We start from the raw sequence: 16,761 nt of genomic DNA on the forward strand, positions 1-16,761 counted from the left end.
GCGCTCCCCAAACCACCGACCAACATCCCCCAACGCACCACGCTCCCTAACCCAGCGCCGCACCGCTGACCAACACGCCGCACCGCACCGCACCGCTGACCAACACCGCACAGCGCCCCAGCGCTCCGTCCCCGGCCTCACTCACTTTCCCCCCGACCACCAACACCCACGGCCCGTCCTTACATCTCGACCACGGCCCTTCACTCCGACCACGGCCCGTCACCTCACCCGCAGCCCCTAGCCCGCCGGCCAATACCCCTGGACCTTCCGGCCCGAGCCCATGCCCACCCAGTCATAGCCCAGCCCAGGCACTCCCTAGCCCACCGACAACATGAGCACCCAGAAACCCTTCCGCGACGCCCACCGATCGAGACCCATAACACCCTCCGCGCCACCTGCACTCCCTAGCCACCGACCAACACCCACGGCGCCGCCCGCTCCTAACCCACCGATCAACACCCTCGACGCCGCCCGCTCCTAACCCACCGATCAACACCCTCGACGCCGCCCGCTCCTAACCCACCGACCGACAAACCAACTCTCTGATCAACGAACCGCAGAAACGAGCCCGCTCTCATACGCCACGATGACAAGCTGTGCCCGGTCCCGAGCGTCGAGCTTGGCCAGGAGCCGCCCGATGTGGGTCTTGACCGTGGCGAGGCTGAGGTGAAGATGGGCGGCGATCTCGTTGTTGGAGAGGCCCCGAGCGATCAGGGTGAGTACCTCCCGCTCCCGCTCCGTAACCCCCTGCAGCCCCTTGACCTGTAACGACGTCGGCGTGCGGGTGAACTCCTCGATGAGCCTGCGCGTCACCCTCGGAGCCAGCAACGCCTCACCAGCCGCGACCACCCGAATGGCGGCGACCAGATCGGCCGGCGGAGTGTCCTTGAGCAGGAACCCGCTGGCTCCAGCACGGAGTGCGTCGTAAACGTAGGCGTCGAGGTCGAACATGGTCACGATCAGGACCCGAGCCACGTCACCGATCCGCCTAGTGGCCTCGATGCCATCCATTTCTGGCATGCGCACGTCCATGAGGACCACATCAGGCCGCTCCTCCAGAGCAACGGCCACCGCCTCGGCTCCCGTCGCGGCCTCACCCACGACCATCAGATCGGGCTCCGAGTCGACCAACACCTTGAAGCTCCCCCTGAGCAGCGCCTGGTCATCGGCAACAAGAACACGGATCATGAAGTGCCCCCATAAGGCAACCGGGCCGATACCCGAAACCCTCGCCCAGGTAGACGTCCGGCCTCGAACACTCCGTCGTACATCATGACTCGCTCCCGCATTCCGATCAGTCCATGTCCCGTTCCCTCCACCGGCAGTGTGCGACGGCCAGGACCGTCATCGATCACCTCGATCCGCACCTCCATCACATCGGCCACCACCGTTACCCGACAGCGGGCCGGTGCCGCATGCTTCACCACGTTCGTGAGCGCTTCCTGAACAATCCGGTAGACCGACAACTCCACACCCTCAGGCAGCCCCATCCCGAGCCGCGAGATATCCTCTCCCCCGCGTATACCTAGGCCTCCCTCGCTTCCGTCCCATGCCTTCTGGCTGGCTCTGTCATGGACCCTTTGGGCTGCTCTGTCCTGCGGCCGTTGGCTGGCCCCCTCTTGGGCTCGTTGACCGGCCCCGTCCTGGGTCCTCTGGCCGGCCCCGTCCTGGGTCCTCTGTTTGGCCCCGCCTTGGGCCGTTTGACCGGTTCCGCCCTGAACCCCCTGACCAGCCCCACCCTGAACCCCCTGACCAGCCCCACCCTGAACCCCCTGACCGGTCCCACCCTGGGCATTAGTCCGGCCACCAACCCGCCCCTGGCCTCCCTCACCGTCCCTGGTCGCAACGTCGGCAACCTCCATTGCCGCGCTGTCCCGGTCTGCGCGATTGCTACCAGGCGCGACTGGACGATTGCCCTGGTTTTCTTCACGATCAGCCCGCGAATGCGGTGCGCCATCGTCTCCACTGCCATGGCCTCCCCCTGTCGCCAACCGGAGGTCCAGCTCCACCTCTACTCCCGCCAACCTGGCCTGCTCGGCCAGCCTCGGGAGGCCGCTGAGGTCCGGTGCGGGGCCACGGTCGGGTGTCTCGTCCGAGCGGAGGACGCCGAGCAAGTGGCGCATCTCGACGAGCGCGCTCCGGCTGGCGGTCTCGATCACCCGCAACGCATCATGTGCTTCTTCCGGTCTGGTGGCCATCACATGATTGGCCACGCCCGCTTTGACGGCGATCAATCCCACGCTGTGCGCGACCACATCGTGCAGCTCACGGGCGATGCGCAACCGCTCCTCTGTCACGGCCTGTCCAGCCAGTCGCTCGGCATCACGCGCTGCATACTGTCTTCGTTCTCGTACGGCTCGCCCGACCGTCCACGCGCCACCCAGTGCGGCGATGCCGATGAGCGGCTGGTCGAGACTCGTCAGCCACGCAGGGCCCGCCGGCTGTGGCACACCGCCGGCGACCACCATTCCGACCAGCGTGACCAGAGTGAGCACACCGATCGCCGAGGTCGGAACCCACGCCCCTCGGGCATCGGCCAGGGCGACCATATAGAGCGCGTAGGCAGGCGAGATATAAGCGGATGACACCCCTAACGTCGCGGCGGCCACGATGGAGAGCGTCAGCACGAGGCAAAAGACCGGCAACGGCCATACTCTGCGCACCGCCAGCGGCAAACCCAGCCCCAGGAGAAGAGCCAGCCTCGCCCATGGCGACAGGCCCCAGCCACTCGTCACTGCAGTGAGGAACATGAGGCAGAAGCCCATCCCTGCCAGCAGGTCCAGCCCGATCAGCTGGCGACGGCTCAAGCGAGCGGTGAAGAGGGAAGGGGATTCGTTCACGCGTTGACCGTAGTGGTTGAGGGTGGGCCTGCACGTCAGACTGGGGTCTGACCTTGAGGGTCGGACCGTGGTCCGATGTGGCGAGCGCCCGCCGTACCTCATTCTTTACCGCGTGATCGAACTCAACCGCCTGACCAAACGCTACGGCGACACGCTCGCCGTCGACGATCTGTCCTTCAAGATAGAGCCCGGCCACGTGACCGGATTCCTGGGCCCCAACGGTGCCGGCAAATCCACCACGATGCGCTTGATCCTCGGCCTCGACTCCGCCACCTCGGGCCAGGCCCTCGTCAACGGGCGACGATACACCTCGCTGAGCAGGCCCATGCGTGAGGTGGGCGCGCTGCTAGACGCGAGCGCCGTGCACGGCGGGCGTAGGGCCTACGACCATCTACTGTGCCTGGCGCGCACCAATGACATCGGTCCGACGCGAGTGGCCGAGGTTCTCGAGCAGGTGGGCCTGGCTGGGGTGGCACGCAAGCGGGTGGGCGGCTTCTCACTCGGCATGAAACAGCGCCTCGGCATCGCGGCTGCCCTGCTCGGCGACCCGGGCACGCTGATGTTCGACGAACCGGTCAATGGACTCGATCCTGACGGGGTGCGCTGGATTCGCGACTTAATGCGCTCCATGGCCAAGGAGGGCAGGACCATCTTGCTCTCCAGCCACCTGATGAGCGAGATGGCGCTGACGGCCGAGCGCATCATCATCCTCGGCCGAGGCAAGCTGATCATGGAAGCGACCGTGGCAGAGCTCACCGAGCGCTACCCGTCGCTTGAAGACGCCTACCTTGCCCTGACGGCGAGCAGCGTGGAGTACGGAGCCGCACGATGAGGACCATCCTGTCTTCCGAATGGTTGAAGCTGCGCTCGGTCACCTCGACCTACCAGGCACTCGGAGTGGCCGCGCTCACGGTGGTCCTCGGCATGATCTGGACTTTCTACGTCAGCGGCCTGGCGGACGAACGTGGAGCGCTGCGAGCGGCGGCCCCTGAGCAGGGCTTCCTGCCACTGATCCAGATCAGCCTGGCAGTCCTCGGCGTGCTGGCCATCACCGCGGAGCAGGCCAGCGGCATGATCCGCACAAGCCTCACCGTCGTTCCCAACAGAGGGACGTTATTACTGGCCAAGGCCGGGGTGGTCGCCGCCGTCACCTTCGTCGCCGCCAACTCGATCATCGTCCTCACGTACGTGACGAGCCGCCTCATAGCCGGCGAGCGCCACTTGCAGTTCAACGAGTCCTCCCTGGCCAATGACCTACCGATGCTGCTCGCCTCCGGGCTGTCGGTCACCGTGCTCGCATTGGTAGGCCTCGGCCTGGGCGTAGCCACTCGCTCCACGGCGGCGGCGATCGTTTCGGTCGTGTCGCTGCTGTTCGTCCTGCCCGGCATCGCCAATTACCTGCCAGCCCCGTGGAACACCCGCGTGGCCGCCCTCATGTTGCCCAACCTCGTGCCTCAGATAGCCGACCAACGGCTTTCCAGGCGGCTGGGCGACGGTTTCCTACCTCCCTGGGCCGCGCTCGTGGTGCTCGCCGCCTATGCGATCGTCGCACTCGCGGCGGGGTTCTACCTGTTCAGAAGGAGAGACGCGTGAGTGTGCTGGCATCGGAGTGGCTGAAGGTCCGCACTGTTCGCTCCAGCTATCTGATGCTGGGGCTCAGCTTGGTCGGCATTCTGCTGGGCGTAGCGGTCGCCTGGGCGGCGGTCGGGATGTACGACAGCGCCACCCCGGCGCAGCAGGCTCATGCCGCCATCGCGGACCTGGAGGAAGTGGTGCTGATGGTGCCACAGCTCTGCATGGGCGTCCTCGGCGTCCTCACGATCACGTCCGAATACACAACAGGACTGATCAGAACGAGCCTCGCCATCGTGCCGAGACGCTGGCCAGTACTGGCGGGAAAGTCCGCGATTGTCGGCCTGCTCGGTCTGGTCACCGGTCCGATGGTGGTGTTCGGGACATACGTCGCCGCCCGTTGGATGCTTGGCGACCGCTTTGGCGGCTCCTACACGACGCCCTTCCTCGACAGGCTGCCGACCCTTATCACGTCAAGCCTTACAGTGGCGGTATTCGCGCTGCTCGGGCTGGGACTTGGCGCCACCTTACGCTCCACGGCGGGAGCGATCACGATCCTCGTGGGTCTCGTGTACGTGATCCCCATAATCGTGGGCAACCTGCCCGAGCCCTGGAGCGAACGGCTCGGCTCGCTGATGATCGGAGCGCTCCCGCGCGAGATTACCGGCGACGATCTCACGCACTCGGTGTACGGCTCGCTGCTTTCTCCTGTCGCCGCGGCCATGGTGCTGATCGCCTACGCGGTGCTGCCGTTGCTCGTCGGTGCATGGTTAATGCGCCGGAAAGATGCCTGAGCCGCCGACACACACAACGTGCATGGCGCGGAGTGTCGGTGGGACGCACGATCTTGATGACGCCGAGGAATGACGACGAAGAAACGGGGTGTCACCGGGAACGCCAGCAGCCGACGGGAGCACCAGGAGTCCGCGTGACCGCCGAATGTCGGGGCGCCGAGAGTCGGCGGGAGTCCACGGAGCACCGGAAGTGTCGGCAGGCCAGGAGCGTCGGCAGGCCGGGGGTGTGGGCAGGCCGGGTGTTCGGGGCACCAGACGTTCGGGGCGCTGTGATTCGGCGGGGCCACATACTCAGCGACAACGAGAGACCTCGATAGCCGCCGACCAAGCAGCGATTGAGCTAGCCGCCCAACAGATCGTCGAGGGAGTCCGTAGGTGCTAGAGAGGTGGAAACACCGTTGATGCGGCTGCCGTGTTCAACCCACTGCCATGCGACGCAGCTGTCACGTGACGCAGTCGCGCGATGCGACACACCTCCCGGTGGCCCCACCGTCGACACGGCCGTCGTAGTCACGCCCCTGCAATGCGCCGGTAGTGCCATCCGGCAACACCAATGGGGGCCGCTGAGTGGTGGATCCACGATCTCGCTGCATGGCTTCCACCAGGAATGATCAGGGCCGAGTGGCGGAGAAACCACACCCTCTACGCGACGTCATCTCCGACGCGACTCCCAGAGGTACGGCAGGCACGCGTGCCTGCCGTACCCGTATGGAGGTCAGACCTCGAGCACCACGGGGATGATCATCGGACGGCGGCGGTAGGTGTCGCTCACCCAGCGCCCGACGGTGCGGCGGACCACCCGGCGGATCTCCTGCATGTCGACGACTCCGTCGGCGGCCTTCTCCTCGAGTGCCTTCTCGATCTGCGGAATGAACTCCTCGAACTGGGCCGGGTCGATGCCGGAGCCACGCGCGTGGATCTCCGGCCCACCGGTGAGTTTGCCGGTGCTGGAGTCGACCACGACGACGACCGAGATGAAGCCCTCGTCGCCAAGGATCCTGCGGTCCTTCAGGGAGGTGTCGGTGATCTCGCCGACGGACGAGCCGTCGACATAGACGTACCCGGCATGAACCGCACCGACGATCTTGGCTCTGCCGTCCACCAGGTCGACCACGACGCCGTCCTCCGCGATCACGATGTGATCGTCGGGCACGCCGGTGAGCGCGGCGAGCTTGGCGTGCGCACGCAGGTGCCGCCATTCGCCGTGTACGGGCATGAAGTTCGAAGGGCGGGTCAGATTCAGCACGTAGAGCAGTTCGCCGGCGGCCGCATGTCCGGAGACGTGCACCTTGGCGTTGCCCTTGTGTACGACTCGGGCACCCCAGCGAGTGAGCCCGTTGATCACCTTGTTGACGGCGGTCTCGTTGCCCGGCACCAGCGACGACGCCAGCAGTACGGTGTCACCCTCGGCGATGCGAATCGGGTGATCCCGGTTGGCCATCCTCGACAGCGCCGCCATCGGCTCGCCCTGCGAACCCGTGCAGACGAGCACCACGTCCTCCGGCGGCCATTCCTCGATGTCGCGCGAGTCGACGATCAGCCCCGGCGGCACCTTGAGGTAGCCGAGATCGCGAGCCACGCCCATGTTGCGCAGCATCGACCGCCCGACCATGGCGACCTTGCGATTGTGTCTGGCCGCCGCATCCATGACCTGCTGGATGCGGTGCACGTGCGACGCGAAGCTGGCAACGATGACCCGCTGCTCCGAGGTACGGATCACCTCGTCGATGACCGGGCCGATCTCCCGTTCGCTGGTGACGAACCCGGGCACCTCAGCGTTGGTCGAGTCGGACATCAGCAGGTCGACGCCCTCGGTACCAAGGCGGGCGAACCCACCCAGGTCGGTGAGGCGGCCGTCGCTCGGCAACTGGTCCATGCGGAAGTCGCCGGTGTGCAGCACGATGCCGGCGGGCGTCCTGATGGCCACCGCCAGCGCGTCCGGGATCGAGTGGTTGACCGCCAGGAACTCGCAGTCGAACGGCCCGAACCTGTGCCGTTCGCCCTCGACCACCTCGATCTTGGTCGGCTGGATCCGATGTTCGGTGAGCTTGGCCTCGATGAAGGCCAGCGTCAGCTTGGATCCGATGAGCGGGATGTTGCGCCGCTCGCGAAGCAGGTACGGCACGGCCCCGATGTGGTCTTCGTGCGCGTGAGTCAGGACCACGGCCTCGACATCGTCGAGCCGGTCCCTGATGTATTCGAAGTCAGGCAGGATCAGGTCGATGCCCGGCTGGTCCGGCTCGGGGAAAAGCACCCCGCAGTCGACGATCAGCAATCGGCCGTCGTATTCGAAGACGGCCATGTTCCTGCCGATTTCACCCAGCCCGCCCAGCGCGACAATGCGCAGGCCGCCCTCCGGCAGCGCCGGCGGGGGGCCAAGCTCAGGATGTGGATGGCTCATAGCCGGCCCCCATGGTCAAATCGTGTTCTCAAAACTCCCGGTTCCTCCCCGTTCCTATGCGTCTGTCAACTTCACCCCGCCGGCTACCAGGCAAGCACGCAGCTCGGCGATCTGCTTCTCTGTCGCGGCCACCAACGGCAGCCGCACCGGTCCGACCGGCACTCCTACCATGCCCAGTGCCGCCTTGGCCATGATCGCGCCGCCCGCGCTCATCATGATCCCTTCGACCACGGGCGCCACTTGGCGGTGTACCGCAAGTGCTTGAACGACGTCGCCGTTCCTGTACAAGTCGATCATGCGAGCCAGGTCAGCGCCGACCACATGGCCGACAACGCTGACGAACCCGGCCGCGCCAACCGAGAGCCAGGGCAGGTTGAGCACATCATCGCCCGAATAGAAGGCGAGATCGGTCATCGCCATGATCTGACTGCCGAGGAACAGATCGCCCTTGGCGTCCTTCACGGCCACGATGCGTTCGTGCTGCGCGAGCCGGATCAGGGTTTCGATCTTGATCGGCACGCCGCTGCGCCCGGGGATGTCATAGAGCATCACCGGAAGGCCGGTTGCGTCGGCCACAGCAGCAAAGTGCTGATACAGGCCCTCTTGCGGGGGCTTGCTGTAGTACGGCGTCACAACGAGCAGTCCGTGAGCACCCGCGCGGGCCGCGGCCTTCGCGAGCGAGATGCTGTGGTGGGTGTCGTTGGTGCCCGCCCCGGCCACCACCGTTGCCCGATCACCCACCGCCTCGAGGACGGTGCGCAGAATGCGCTCCTTCTCGTCATCGGAGGTGGTGGGCGACTCGCCGGTCGTCCCGCTGACGATCAGGCCGTCGTTGCGCTGCTCGTCCACCAGATAGGTGGCCAGGCGCCGCACGGCGTCGTAATCGACCGCACCGTCAGGAGTGAACGGCGTGACCATGGCGGTCAACATACGGCCGAAGGGCGCGTCGGTGGTTCCAGTTGGCGAAGCCATAGTGCGAACGCTACCTGGATTCGCAAAAGCGGTGGACGCCGCCACCCCGCTTTGCCTGCCTGGGGCCGCGTATTGTCATGCCGTTCCCCGGCATCTCAGGGCATGTCCGGCGGCACTCGACACATCCAAGTGTGCCGCTTCCGGCCACCGGACGGCCCTTTGAGCCGGGTCGCGCGCCCGGCATCGGATCTTCGGCCCTCAGCTCACAGTGATCACTGGATGCCGTGCGAAGTCACGCGCCTGCCGTACGACCGCAGCTCGACATGCCATGCACAGACGCCATGACGTCCACCGACATGTCGTACATGTCTGGCGAACCACCACCGACGAGGAGCACCGCCACGCGAGCGACTTCGCACCGCGCATGGGAAGAGGCCGCCGATATGTGCTCGGGGGTACACACATCGACGACCTCTACCGAAGAATCGGCCACTCTTACATCGGCGTTACAGGGTTTCTTCGATAATTTTCCGCTGCCGCAAAGTTGGGGCTCCAAGTGACCTCGATGACGGTCGGTTACCTGTCGAATACGGCAACATAGGGCAACGCCTCACACGAACCCCCAGGGATGGACTAGTGGCCACCTCAGATCCGGTCTACCTGCGTGTCGTCGAAGACATTCGGCGACAGATCACCGACGGCACCCTTCCCCCCGGTGCACCCATTCCCTCACGGGCGCAACTGACCCGCAAGTACCAGGTCGGCGAGACCGCAGCCCGCCACGCCCTGCGCGTGCTGGCGAGCGAAGGTCTCATCATCGGCCGCGTGGGATCGGGTCATTACGTCAGAGAACGCCCAGACCTTTCCCCATTGCACCGATGGCGCTTCCTTGATCATCCCGCCCCGTTCGCCGCCGACCTGCAGTCCCAGGGCCGACGTGTGACCTGGGATTGGCACAGCGAGCCCGCCGAAGCCGGACCCGACATCGCCAGGCGGCTGCGGCTCGACGAATCGACCACCCTGACGAGGACGCACTACGTCTTCCGCGGCGATGGCCGGCCGCTCCAGCTCGCCACCTCGTACGAGCCTCTGGAGTTCGCCGCCCACACGGAGGAGGAACGGCGCAGCCTGGTCGCCAGGGTGTACGCGCACGGGATAAAGATCACGGAGATCGTCGAAAGCGTGCACACCCGCGTGCCCCGCCCCGCGGAGAGCGACGCCCTCGATCTGCCTGCGGGCATCCACGTCCTGCACGTGGAACGCACCCATTGGGCAGGCGACCGCCCAGTGGAGACCAGCGACATCGTGATCCCGGGAGACCGCTTCCGGATCATGTACAGCATGCCTGTTTAACCGAATCTGAGAGCTCCGGGCCGATACCCGCCTCTTCGGCCTGGAGCTCAGCCGGATGACCACCGGGCTTACCCTTCGTGGCGGCAACGGCCAACCCGTCCGCACAGCGTCGACGGCTCACCACCGGGGCCCGCGCCCCTGGCGCGCGGCGCGGCTGATCGCTCCCCCAAAGCGATGGAATTCCGATGACCTTCGCGAGCAGCGAGGGCATCGAGCGATGATCACCTGCTGCAGCTCGGTGATCAGCTCCAGCACCGGCAACTCGATGGCGCCCCACCGGTCGTGCGTCTGTGAGACGTGGGCGATCTCCGGAGTAGACGATGAACCCCATAAGGCGATCATCGAGCAACGGAACGTGATCTGGACGACGCCATAGATCTTCCCCCAGGGGCGCAATTCCACCACGCGCTGGAACGTCCACACGCAGGGACGTCCACCCCCTGGTACGTCCATCCCCTGGGACTCCATCCGCTGGTACGTCCACGCGCTGGGAGGTCATCCCGGACGGCGTCCCTCCTCGCCCGCTCGGCCCATACGGCCTGGTCGGCGGCGTGCCAGTAGATCGAGGCTCCACCACTCACGGACCACCACCCGAACCGGCGAGCGCCTTTGGCCAGCGCCGCCACATGGGCTTCAGCTCGAAACAACATCAAGCTAAGTGGTCTCACCTGGAAGTCTCTCGAGGGCTGGCTTTCGGATGTGATGCGATCAGCCCGCCGAGGACGGCTTACTACTATGAGTAGCCATGGAGCTTACGGAGCGATTCGAGTGGCGTGGGAGGCAGATCGCCTGGGGACGCGCGGGTGCCGGTCCGGCCGTGGTGTTCTGTCATGGAACGCCGTTCTCGTCAGTGTTGTGGCAGCCGTTCGCGGAGGCCTTGAGCCGCGACTTCACCGTCTACTTGTGGGACATGCCCGGATATGGCCAGTCCTCCAAGCACGCCGATCATCCCGTGGATTTCGGCGCGCAGGCCGATGCGTTCGCGGCGCTGCTCGCGCACTGGGGGTTGGACCGGCCACATGTGATCGCCCACGACTTCGGCGGCGCCGTATCTCTGCGCACGCACCTGATCCTGGGCGTCGATTACGCCTCCCTCCTGCTCGTCGACGTCGTGGCCATCCCGCCCAGCGGCTCGCCTTTCTTCAAGTTCGTACAAGATCATCCTGGCGTCCTACCGCAGCTACCGGCCTACATCCATACCGCCATCGTGCGCGCCTATATTCAGGGCGCGAGCCACCGCGGCCTGCGCGACGACGATCTCGACGCCCTGGCGCAACCGTGGACGGGGGAGGAAGGCCAGCCCGCCTTCTACCGGCAAATCGCCCACTATGACGAACGCTTCCTCGAAGAGAACGAGGAACAGTTGGGCCGCATCAGCATCCCCATACGGATCCTGTGGGGCTCCAGCGACACGTGGATTCCCACCGATATCGCCCGACGACTGCACAGCCTGATCCCCACGGCCGAGCTTTCGCTGATCGACGCCGCCGGTCACCTGGTCCACCATGACGCGCCCGTCCCACTCATGGACGAACTCCGCGCCTGGCTCACCGTCCGCTGAGGCTCCGCACGCGGGCGCGATCTGGCTTGCGAGGGGGCCGGCGCACGAGGTCGCGATCACCCTCACGGACTGATCACATCACATCCGAAAGTCAACTCCCGAGAGACTTCCAGGCGAGATCACTTAGTCAGCCCGATCGAAGCTCAAAAAGACGCTCCCCGCGACATTCCCGGCGATCCCTCCTGGCCAGGCCAAGGTTGTCGGTGCTCGTTGATACAACCGTTCTGGAGGTTGCGGATGCGAGTCAAAGACCTGCCCTTGCGTGAACGGCCACGCGAGCGGCTGATGGCGAGCGGGGCTACGGCGCTGGCCGACCGGGAGCTGCTGGCCGTGCTCCTCGGTTCCGGTTTTCGAGGGTCGAGCGCGATGGATCTGGCGGCCCAGGTGATCGCGCACTGTGGCGATCTCGACGGGCTGGCCCGATCCGAGCCGCACCGCCTGCTTGCCGTGCCTGGCGTCGGGCCCGCCAAGGCGGCGCGGGTGGCGGCGGCTTTCCATCTCGTACGGCGAGCGCAGACAGATCCTGAGCGGACCAAGATCAGCAGCACTTCCGACCTGGCGACGGTCGTCGCTCCGTTGCTCCGCGGCCACTCCCGAGAGCGGCTGGTCGTGCTGGCATGCGACGTTCGGGGGGCCGTGTTGCGGCGGGTGGTGTTGACCGAGGGTGGCTCCGACCACACCACAGTGCCGGTTCGGGACATCATCACTGCGGTGCTCACGGCTGGTGGGGCGGCATTCGGGGTCGCGCACAACCATCCGAGCGGCTCTCTCGATCCGAGCGAAGCGGACCTACTGGCTACAGCGCGTCTCGTCGCGGCTGCTAAGACGGTCGGGCTGCAATTCCTCGATCATTTGATCATCACGGAAACGGCATGGCGTCGGGTGCCCTTTTGACCGCCACGGAGAGTGCTCCGGTACGGGGTTACTCCCCGCCCACCCTGATGGGCACCGGCCGCGAGCCGACCACCGAACCCCGTACTAGCCGATCTCAAACGCGAGCCGACCGCCGAACCCCGGCCAAACCTGTGCCAGCGGATCTCATGCGCGACCCGACCGCCGAGGTGGTGTCCCACCCAGTGGTGGATCAACGATCTCGCTGTCTGGCTTCTACCCGGGACGAACAGGGCCGAGTGGCCGAGAAACTACACCGCTCTGCGAGACGTCACTTCCGACGGCAGCCCTCGCCTGCGCGTTCGCTCGACGCACTCTCGCGTCTCGCCGAGCCTTTATGCGGCGTTCTGAGCACCCCTTAGGGTGCTGATCCACCGCAAGCCCAGCGAAAGGCATGTTTGCGTTGATAGCTCTGAAGGCAAGGCTTCCCTCAGCAGAGCGTGAGACGCTACCTCTGCGAGCAGGTCGACTTGACGTGAGTCGGCCAACCGCTCGCACCAGCGTGGTCCCGTGCCTCCCGGAGGGCATGGGACCACGTCTACCCGCTACTGGGTCCGTCCACTACGCGCGCCAGCGCAGTAACACCGTGGACGGTCGGACTCCCTGCGCGGTCTACCCAGTAGCGGGCGTGTGGGAAAGGCTCAGCATCCCCACGCGGGTTCTCGGAGCGTCGGCGAACTGCGATCACCGGCAATCAGGGAACCCGTAGTGCACGAAGACTCTCTGAAATCGCAGCCGCTCGACTGTAGAGGGCGGCTGCCTCGTCGCTGGCCCCGTATCAGACGCGGGATGCGGGGCCAGCGCGACCCAGTCGATGACGCCCCGCCGAGTGGCAGCAACGATCAGTCACCGGGGTGAGCCATCGTGTGACGGTCAAAGGGAAATGCCTGAAGCCTCCCGGAAGGACACGTTCATGATGGCTCTTTCCCGGTCGGACCTAACCGACCTGCTCGAGTCGCTACGGACGGCCGGCAGCGTGAAGACGGTCCGCCGGGGGCTTACGCGAATGCCGCGGGAGCTGATCGAGGCGGGGGCGACTACGGCGGTCGGCCACGCCCTATCAGCGCACAGCAACGTGCGGCCCGCAGCGCTACGGGCATCGCAAGTGACTACCGACCAGTGCCGTCGGCGATCTGAGTGCGGACAGCGGTATCTGCACATGCAAGGTCCCCGCATGCAAGGTCCCGCGGATCTGCCCCGGCCTGGGCGCCGAAACCGCAGCGTTCCGCGAGCGGCTCCTCGAACACGCCGTCTTCCGCAACTCCAGCGAAACGGCCCACCAGAAGGTCGTCGCAGGTCCCAGGCGCGGAAAGGGGACCTGCGCGAACGGGTGGGTCCCCGGCAGAACGCGGAGTTCCTGGGATGACGTCTGCCGGGAGACCGGACCGGCTGAGCGCATCCGGTCACGGATGCCACGCAGCCGGGCGGCAAGACGGCCGAGGACGCCCCGACGGCGTCTCGCGATCATCGAGCATCTCCCTGCAGCAGCAGGGACCACAGAGCGTCCATTTGCGAGGCGTTCATTCGGACGCTCTCCTCCACCACCACTCGCCCACCCTTTCTCGTCGTTCTGCGGATGTAACGCTGACCGCCTGCCTGACACAGCTCGTAGAACACCGACCGGCAGTTGCAGGTGTGATCCCGCACGCGCGTCCGTTGAGTGCGGAACCCTTCTTGCCCCCACTCGATCGACACCGACGTGCGACTGGCCGCTGCCACATGGCGGCCGTGGAGGTCCCCCTCTTCCCACGCCATGACGCCACTATAACCCAGCCGTATCTACTGGTCTAGCACGTATCCAAATACTCAATGTGCGTGTCCATTTTGGGCGAGCACGTATGGTTTCGTCTATAATCCGAAGGTGCTAGATCGCGATGGGCCCGTCCCCATCTACAAGCAGGTCGCGGACCTTATCTGCGATCAGATCGAGCGTGGCGAGCTCGCGGCAGGCGACCCCGTGCCGAGCGAGGCCGAACTCGAGAAGGACTACGCGATAGCGAGGACCACGGCCAGGCGCGTGGCGCGCGAGCTCCGCGAGCAGGGCATGGCGTACACCATTCAAGGCGAAGGCACATTTGTTGGGCCGCCTGGCACCCCACGCGCGTCACGAACCATGCCGATTTATCAAAAGATCGCCGAAGAGATCGCCGAACGGATCCGGCAGGGAGAAATAGCGCCCAACAAAGCGATTCCCGGCGAGAAGGTCATGATGCAGCAGTACAGCGTGGCCAAGGTAACGGCGCGCCAGGCTGTGGCGCACCTCAGGGAGCAGGGCTGGGTTTTCACCGTTCCTTATCGAGGCACTTTCGTTTCTGATCCGAAGGAATGGCCGAGCGAGGATTAATAACTCGCCACCTCTCGTCCAGGCGATGTATAGCCTTGGCGACATGCTCGACCGCGAGGGTGACACTCACCCTTATCAGCAGATCAGCGAGATCATCGAGATCATCCGCTCGCGCGTCGCCACGCTTTCGCCTGGCGACCCCGTAGCAAGCGAGGTGGAAATTCAGCGCGAGTTTGGTGTGGCGCGCACTACCGCGCGCAGGGCTATCCGCGTGCTTCGCGATGAAGGACTCATTCATACCGTTCAAGGCGGGGGAACGTTCGTCGGCGCGCTCAACGAGGCACCTCGCGCGTCCCGCAAAATACCGCTATATCAGCACATAGCTGCTGAGCTTGCGCAGCGCATCATGGCCGGAGAGCTACGCCCGAGACGGCCGATCCCCGGGGAGACGGCTCTGCTGCAGCAGCATAATGTGGCACGCGAGACTGTACGGCGAGCCATGGCATTGCTGCGCGAACAAGGGTGGATCTACACGGTCCCTCAACGCGGGAGCTACGTCGCACCAGAAGAGCTCTGGCCTAAGGAGCAAGAAGGCGGAAGGTCAGGCAGATGACCGTCGACGAGTCGGTCACCTCGTGTCCTAGCTGAGCCCAGTACCGCCCATGAACCTCGCGCCAGTGCTCGACAGAGCGGAACCCCTCCCGTTCTGCCTGCGCGAACTCCCAGCTCACCGCCCCGAACGGCACCTGCTCCACCCCCACCACCTCAAGCAGAGCCGCCCGTGAGCCCGCATCGTCCACGAGCACGAGGCGCTCGCCGACGTGTTCCAGTGGCTCGTCCTCGGCCTCGTAGTCGAGTTCCAGCAGGCCCGCCGTGGCCGTCTTGGCGCCGGACAGGACCAGATCGGTCAGCCTGGTGCGTTGCTCGCCGGCCATGCCGAGTTCGAGCACGCGGAGCCCATCGATGCGTCCCCACATGCAACGGATCGTAACGGTCGCCGCAACCCGCGCTGATGATCCGGTCGACGTCGGCTGCGGTGGTGCCGTCTCCTCAGAAGACCGGGATGATCTCCTCGGGATCGATGAAGTCGACCTGGACGCCCTCCAGGTCGAGTTCGGGGATGGCAGGGAAGGCGATGCCCCAGCGTTCGACGATGGCGCGGATGCGGGCCATGGCGAGCCGCCAGTTCTCCGCCTGCTCCTCGAAGGAGAGGACGCCCAGCCCGGCCTGCCTGGCGTGGTCCATCAGGACGCGGTGATTGGCCAGGAAGTACGGCGGCAGCTCCCAGAAGCCCTCCGGCGGCTCCCAGAGGATCATGGACAGGAAGACGAAGCCGGCTCGGAGTTGGCGGGTGATGAGGGAGCGGGTCTCGTCGGTCAGGCCGGGCCACTCGTTCTCCAGAATGACCATGCAAATCTGGAGATGTCGGGACTCGTCGCGGCCGATGCGCTGGAACATCTCGCCGAAGACGGGATGCTCGGTGCCCGAGGCCATGCCCCTGAACAGGGTCGAGGCGGCCATCTCGCCCATCATGAAGCTGGTGAAGAGCACGGGCAGCGTGTACTTGCCCACGGCCACGTTGTAGCCGGTCCAGTAGCGACCGCCGTTGTGATAGAGCCAGCCGATGTTGTTGTGGGCGGCCTTCTCCAGATCGTCGGACGGGGTCCAGTCGAGGGGGCCGCCGGGCCAGAGCTTGGCGATGGTCCGCTGGCAGCACTCCTCGTGGTTCATCTCGTCGCGGGTGATCGAGAAGAAGCACTTCCGGACCGGATCCTCCTCGTGCTTCTCGAACGCCTGGATGGTGGCGCGGGCGAACACCGCCGGCCCCGAGGCATCGAAGTTGGCCAGCACGGCGAACCAGTACATGATCCCGAGACGCTGCTCACGGGTGAAGTCGTCTGGATTCAGCCCGTCCCAAGGCAGGTCGGCCGGGTTCCAGAGCGTCCGTTTGGATTTCTCGTAGATCGCCGCGAGCTTGGCCGTCTCGACCCGCCACTCCATGGGGTAGATGTTCGGCTGCGGGATTTCCGGGGCCGGCCAGAAGCCGCCTTCGGGAATGGTGAGGTCTGCCATATGTGACACCTCCGCCTCCTATCCTGCGGGGTGACGTCATGGCTTTCAAGTACGCCTCCCATCCTGCGGGTGGCGCCATG

14 protein-coding genes and 1 pseudogene are annotated in these 16,761 nt (G+C 65.7%); 8 read left to right on the top strand and 7 right to left on the bottom strand.

Annotated features, from left to right (window positions below; translation table 11 throughout):
• Positions 1-546: 546 nt before the first annotated feature.
• Positions 547-1,188, bottom strand: coding sequence for a response regulator transcription factor (locus tag AB0B61_RS25340; RefSeq protein WP_358436275.1), 642 nt, complete (start codon positions 1,186-1,188; stop codon positions 547-549).
• The gene (locus AB0B61_RS25345) at positions 1,185-2,840 is read right to left on the bottom strand and encodes a histidine kinase (protein WP_358436277.1); all 1,656 of its coding nucleotides are present in this window, start codon (positions 2,838-2,840) and stop codon (positions 1,185-1,187) included. The genes AB0B61_RS25340 and AB0B61_RS25345 overlap by 4 nt, the downstream gene beginning before the upstream one ends.
• Before the next feature lie 112 nt (positions 2,841-2,952).
• Between AB0B61_RS25345 and AB0B61_RS25350 the strand changes: the two are divergent.
• From AB0B61_RS25350 to AB0B61_RS25360, 3 genes and pseudogenes are all read left to right on the top strand, one after another.
• A pseudogene (locus tag AB0B61_RS25350) lies at positions 2,953-3,591 on the top strand (ATP-binding cassette domain-containing protein); the annotation flags it as partial.
• A gap of 77 nt (positions 3,592-3,668) precedes the next feature.
• Positions 3,669-4,433: an ABC transporter permease subunit gene (locus tag AB0B61_RS25355; RefSeq protein ID WP_358436279.1), complete on the top strand. Its 765-nt coding sequence runs from the start codon at positions 3,669-3,671 to the stop codon at positions 4,431-4,433.
• Positions 4,430-5,206, top strand: a complete 777-nt coding sequence (locus AB0B61_RS25360; protein ID WP_358436281.1) for an ABC transporter permease subunit — start codon at positions 4,430-4,432, stop codon at positions 5,204-5,206. Before AB0B61_RS25355 ends, AB0B61_RS25360 begins: the two co-directional genes overlap by 4 nt.
• A 715-nt stretch (positions 5,207-5,921) precedes the next feature.
• On the opposite strand, the gene AB0B61_RS25365 is transcribed toward AB0B61_RS25360, so the two are convergent.
• Together AB0B61_RS25365 and dapA are read right to left on the bottom strand one after the other, a co-directional pair.
• Positions 5,922-7,607: a ribonuclease J gene (locus tag AB0B61_RS25365; RefSeq protein WP_357946854.1), complete on the bottom strand. Its 1,686-nt coding sequence runs from the start codon at positions 7,605-7,607 to the stop codon at positions 5,922-5,924.
• A 54-nt stretch (positions 7,608-7,661) separates the two neighbouring features.
• Positions 7,662-8,579, bottom strand: a complete 918-nt coding sequence (gene dapA / locus AB0B61_RS25370) for a 4-hydroxy-tetrahydrodipicolinate synthase (RefSeq protein WP_358436283.1) — start codon at positions 8,577-8,579, stop codon at positions 7,662-7,664.
• A gap of 576 nt (positions 8,580-9,155) precedes the next feature.
• Between dapA and AB0B61_RS25375 the strand changes: the two genes are divergently transcribed.
• Positions 9,156-9,872, top strand: coding sequence for a GntR family transcriptional regulator (locus tag AB0B61_RS25375; RefSeq protein WP_225299458.1), 717 nt, complete (start codon positions 9,156-9,158; stop codon positions 9,870-9,872).
• 117 nt (positions 9,873-9,989) lie between these two features.
• Here the strand turns inward: AB0B61_RS25375 and AB0B61_RS25380 are convergent, their stop codons facing one another.
• Positions 9,990-10,295: a hypothetical protein gene (locus AB0B61_RS25380; protein WP_358436285.1), complete on the bottom strand. Its 306-nt coding sequence runs from the start codon at positions 10,293-10,295 to the stop codon at positions 9,990-9,992.
• A 322-nt stretch (positions 10,296-10,617) separates the two neighbouring features.
• On the opposite strand from AB0B61_RS25380, the gene AB0B61_RS25385 reads away from it, so the two are divergent.
• From AB0B61_RS25385 to AB0B61_RS25400, 4 genes are all read left to right on the top strand, one after another.
• Complete coding sequence (locus tag AB0B61_RS25385) at positions 10,618-11,433, top strand: alpha/beta hydrolase (RefSeq protein WP_358436287.1); 816 nt, start codon at positions 10,618-10,620, stop codon at positions 11,431-11,433.
• 237 nt (positions 11,434-11,670) lie between these two features.
• Positions 11,671-12,327: a DNA repair protein RadC gene (gene radC, locus AB0B61_RS25390; protein WP_358436289.1), complete on the top strand. Its 657-nt coding sequence runs from the start codon at positions 11,671-11,673 to the stop codon at positions 12,325-12,327.
• Between the two features lie 1,858 nt (positions 12,328-14,185).
• Positions 14,186-14,668, top strand: coding sequence for a GntR family transcriptional regulator (locus AB0B61_RS25395; RefSeq protein ID WP_358436291.1), 483 nt, complete (start codon positions 14,186-14,188; stop codon positions 14,666-14,668).
• A gap of 43 nt (positions 14,669-14,711) precedes the next feature.
• Positions 14,712-15,221, top strand: a complete 510-nt coding sequence (locus AB0B61_RS25400; RefSeq protein WP_358436293.1) for a winged helix-turn-helix domain-containing protein — start codon at positions 14,712-14,714, stop codon at positions 15,219-15,221.
• Here AB0B61_RS25400 and AB0B61_RS25405 read toward each other — a convergent pair.
• Together AB0B61_RS25405 and AB0B61_RS25410 are read right to left on the bottom strand one after the other, a co-directional pair.
• Positions 15,187-15,585 carry an ASCH domain-containing protein gene (locus AB0B61_RS25405; protein ID WP_358436295.1) on the bottom strand — a complete coding sequence of 133 codons (399 nt, stop codon included), beginning with the start codon at positions 15,583-15,585 and terminating at the stop codon, positions 15,187-15,189. The two genes, AB0B61_RS25400 and AB0B61_RS25405, sit on opposite strands and share 35 nt — an antisense overlap.
• Before the next feature lie 73 nt (positions 15,586-15,658).
• A complete protein-coding gene (locus tag AB0B61_RS25410; protein ID WP_357657591.1) occupies positions 15,659-16,681 on the bottom strand; it encodes a hypothetical protein in 1,023 nt (340 codons plus the stop codon).
• Positions 16,682-16,761 lie beyond the last annotated feature (80 nt).

Origin of the sequence: Nonomuraea sp. NPDC049158 (assembly GCF_040648335.1) — a bacterium.
Taxonomy (GTDB): domain Bacteria; phylum Actinomycetota; class Actinomycetes; order Streptosporangiales; family Streptosporangiaceae; genus Nonomuraea.

Excerpts from the sequence above, each read along its gene's own strand:
- AB0B61_RS25340 (WP_358436275.1), bottom strand. The coding sequence starts at position 1,188 with ATGATCCGTGTTCTTGTTGCCGATGACCAGGCGCTGCTCAGGGGGAGC.
- AB0B61_RS25355 (WP_358436279.1), top strand. The coding sequence starts at position 3,669 with ATGAGGACCATCCTGTCTTCCGAATGGTTGAAGCTGCGCTCGGTCACC.
- AB0B61_RS25365 (WP_357946854.1), bottom strand. The coding sequence starts at position 7,607 with ATGAGCCATCCACATCCTGAGCTTGGCCCCCCGCCGGCGCTGCCGGAG.
- dapA (WP_358436283.1), bottom strand. The coding sequence starts at position 8,579 with ATGGCTTCGCCAACTGGAACCACCGACGCGCCCTTCGGCCGTATGTTG.
- AB0B61_RS25385 (WP_358436287.1), top strand. The coding sequence starts at position 10,618 with ATGGAGCTTACGGAGCGATTCGAGTGGCGTGGGAGGCAGATCGCCTGG.
- radC (WP_358436289.1), top strand. The coding sequence starts at position 11,671 with ATGCGAGTCAAAGACCTGCCCTTGCGTGAACGGCCACGCGAGCGGCTG.
- AB0B61_RS25400 (WP_358436293.1), top strand. The coding sequence starts at position 14,712 with ATGCTCGACCGCGAGGGTGACACTCACCCTTATCAGCAGATCAGCGAG.
- AB0B61_RS25405 (WP_358436295.1), bottom strand. The coding sequence starts at position 15,585 with ATGTGGGGACGCATCGATGGGCTCCGCGTGCTCGAACTCGGCATGGCC.
- AB0B61_RS25410 (WP_357657591.1), bottom strand. The coding sequence starts at position 16,681 with ATGGCAGACCTCACCATTCCCGAAGGCGGCTTCTGGCCGGCCCCGGAA.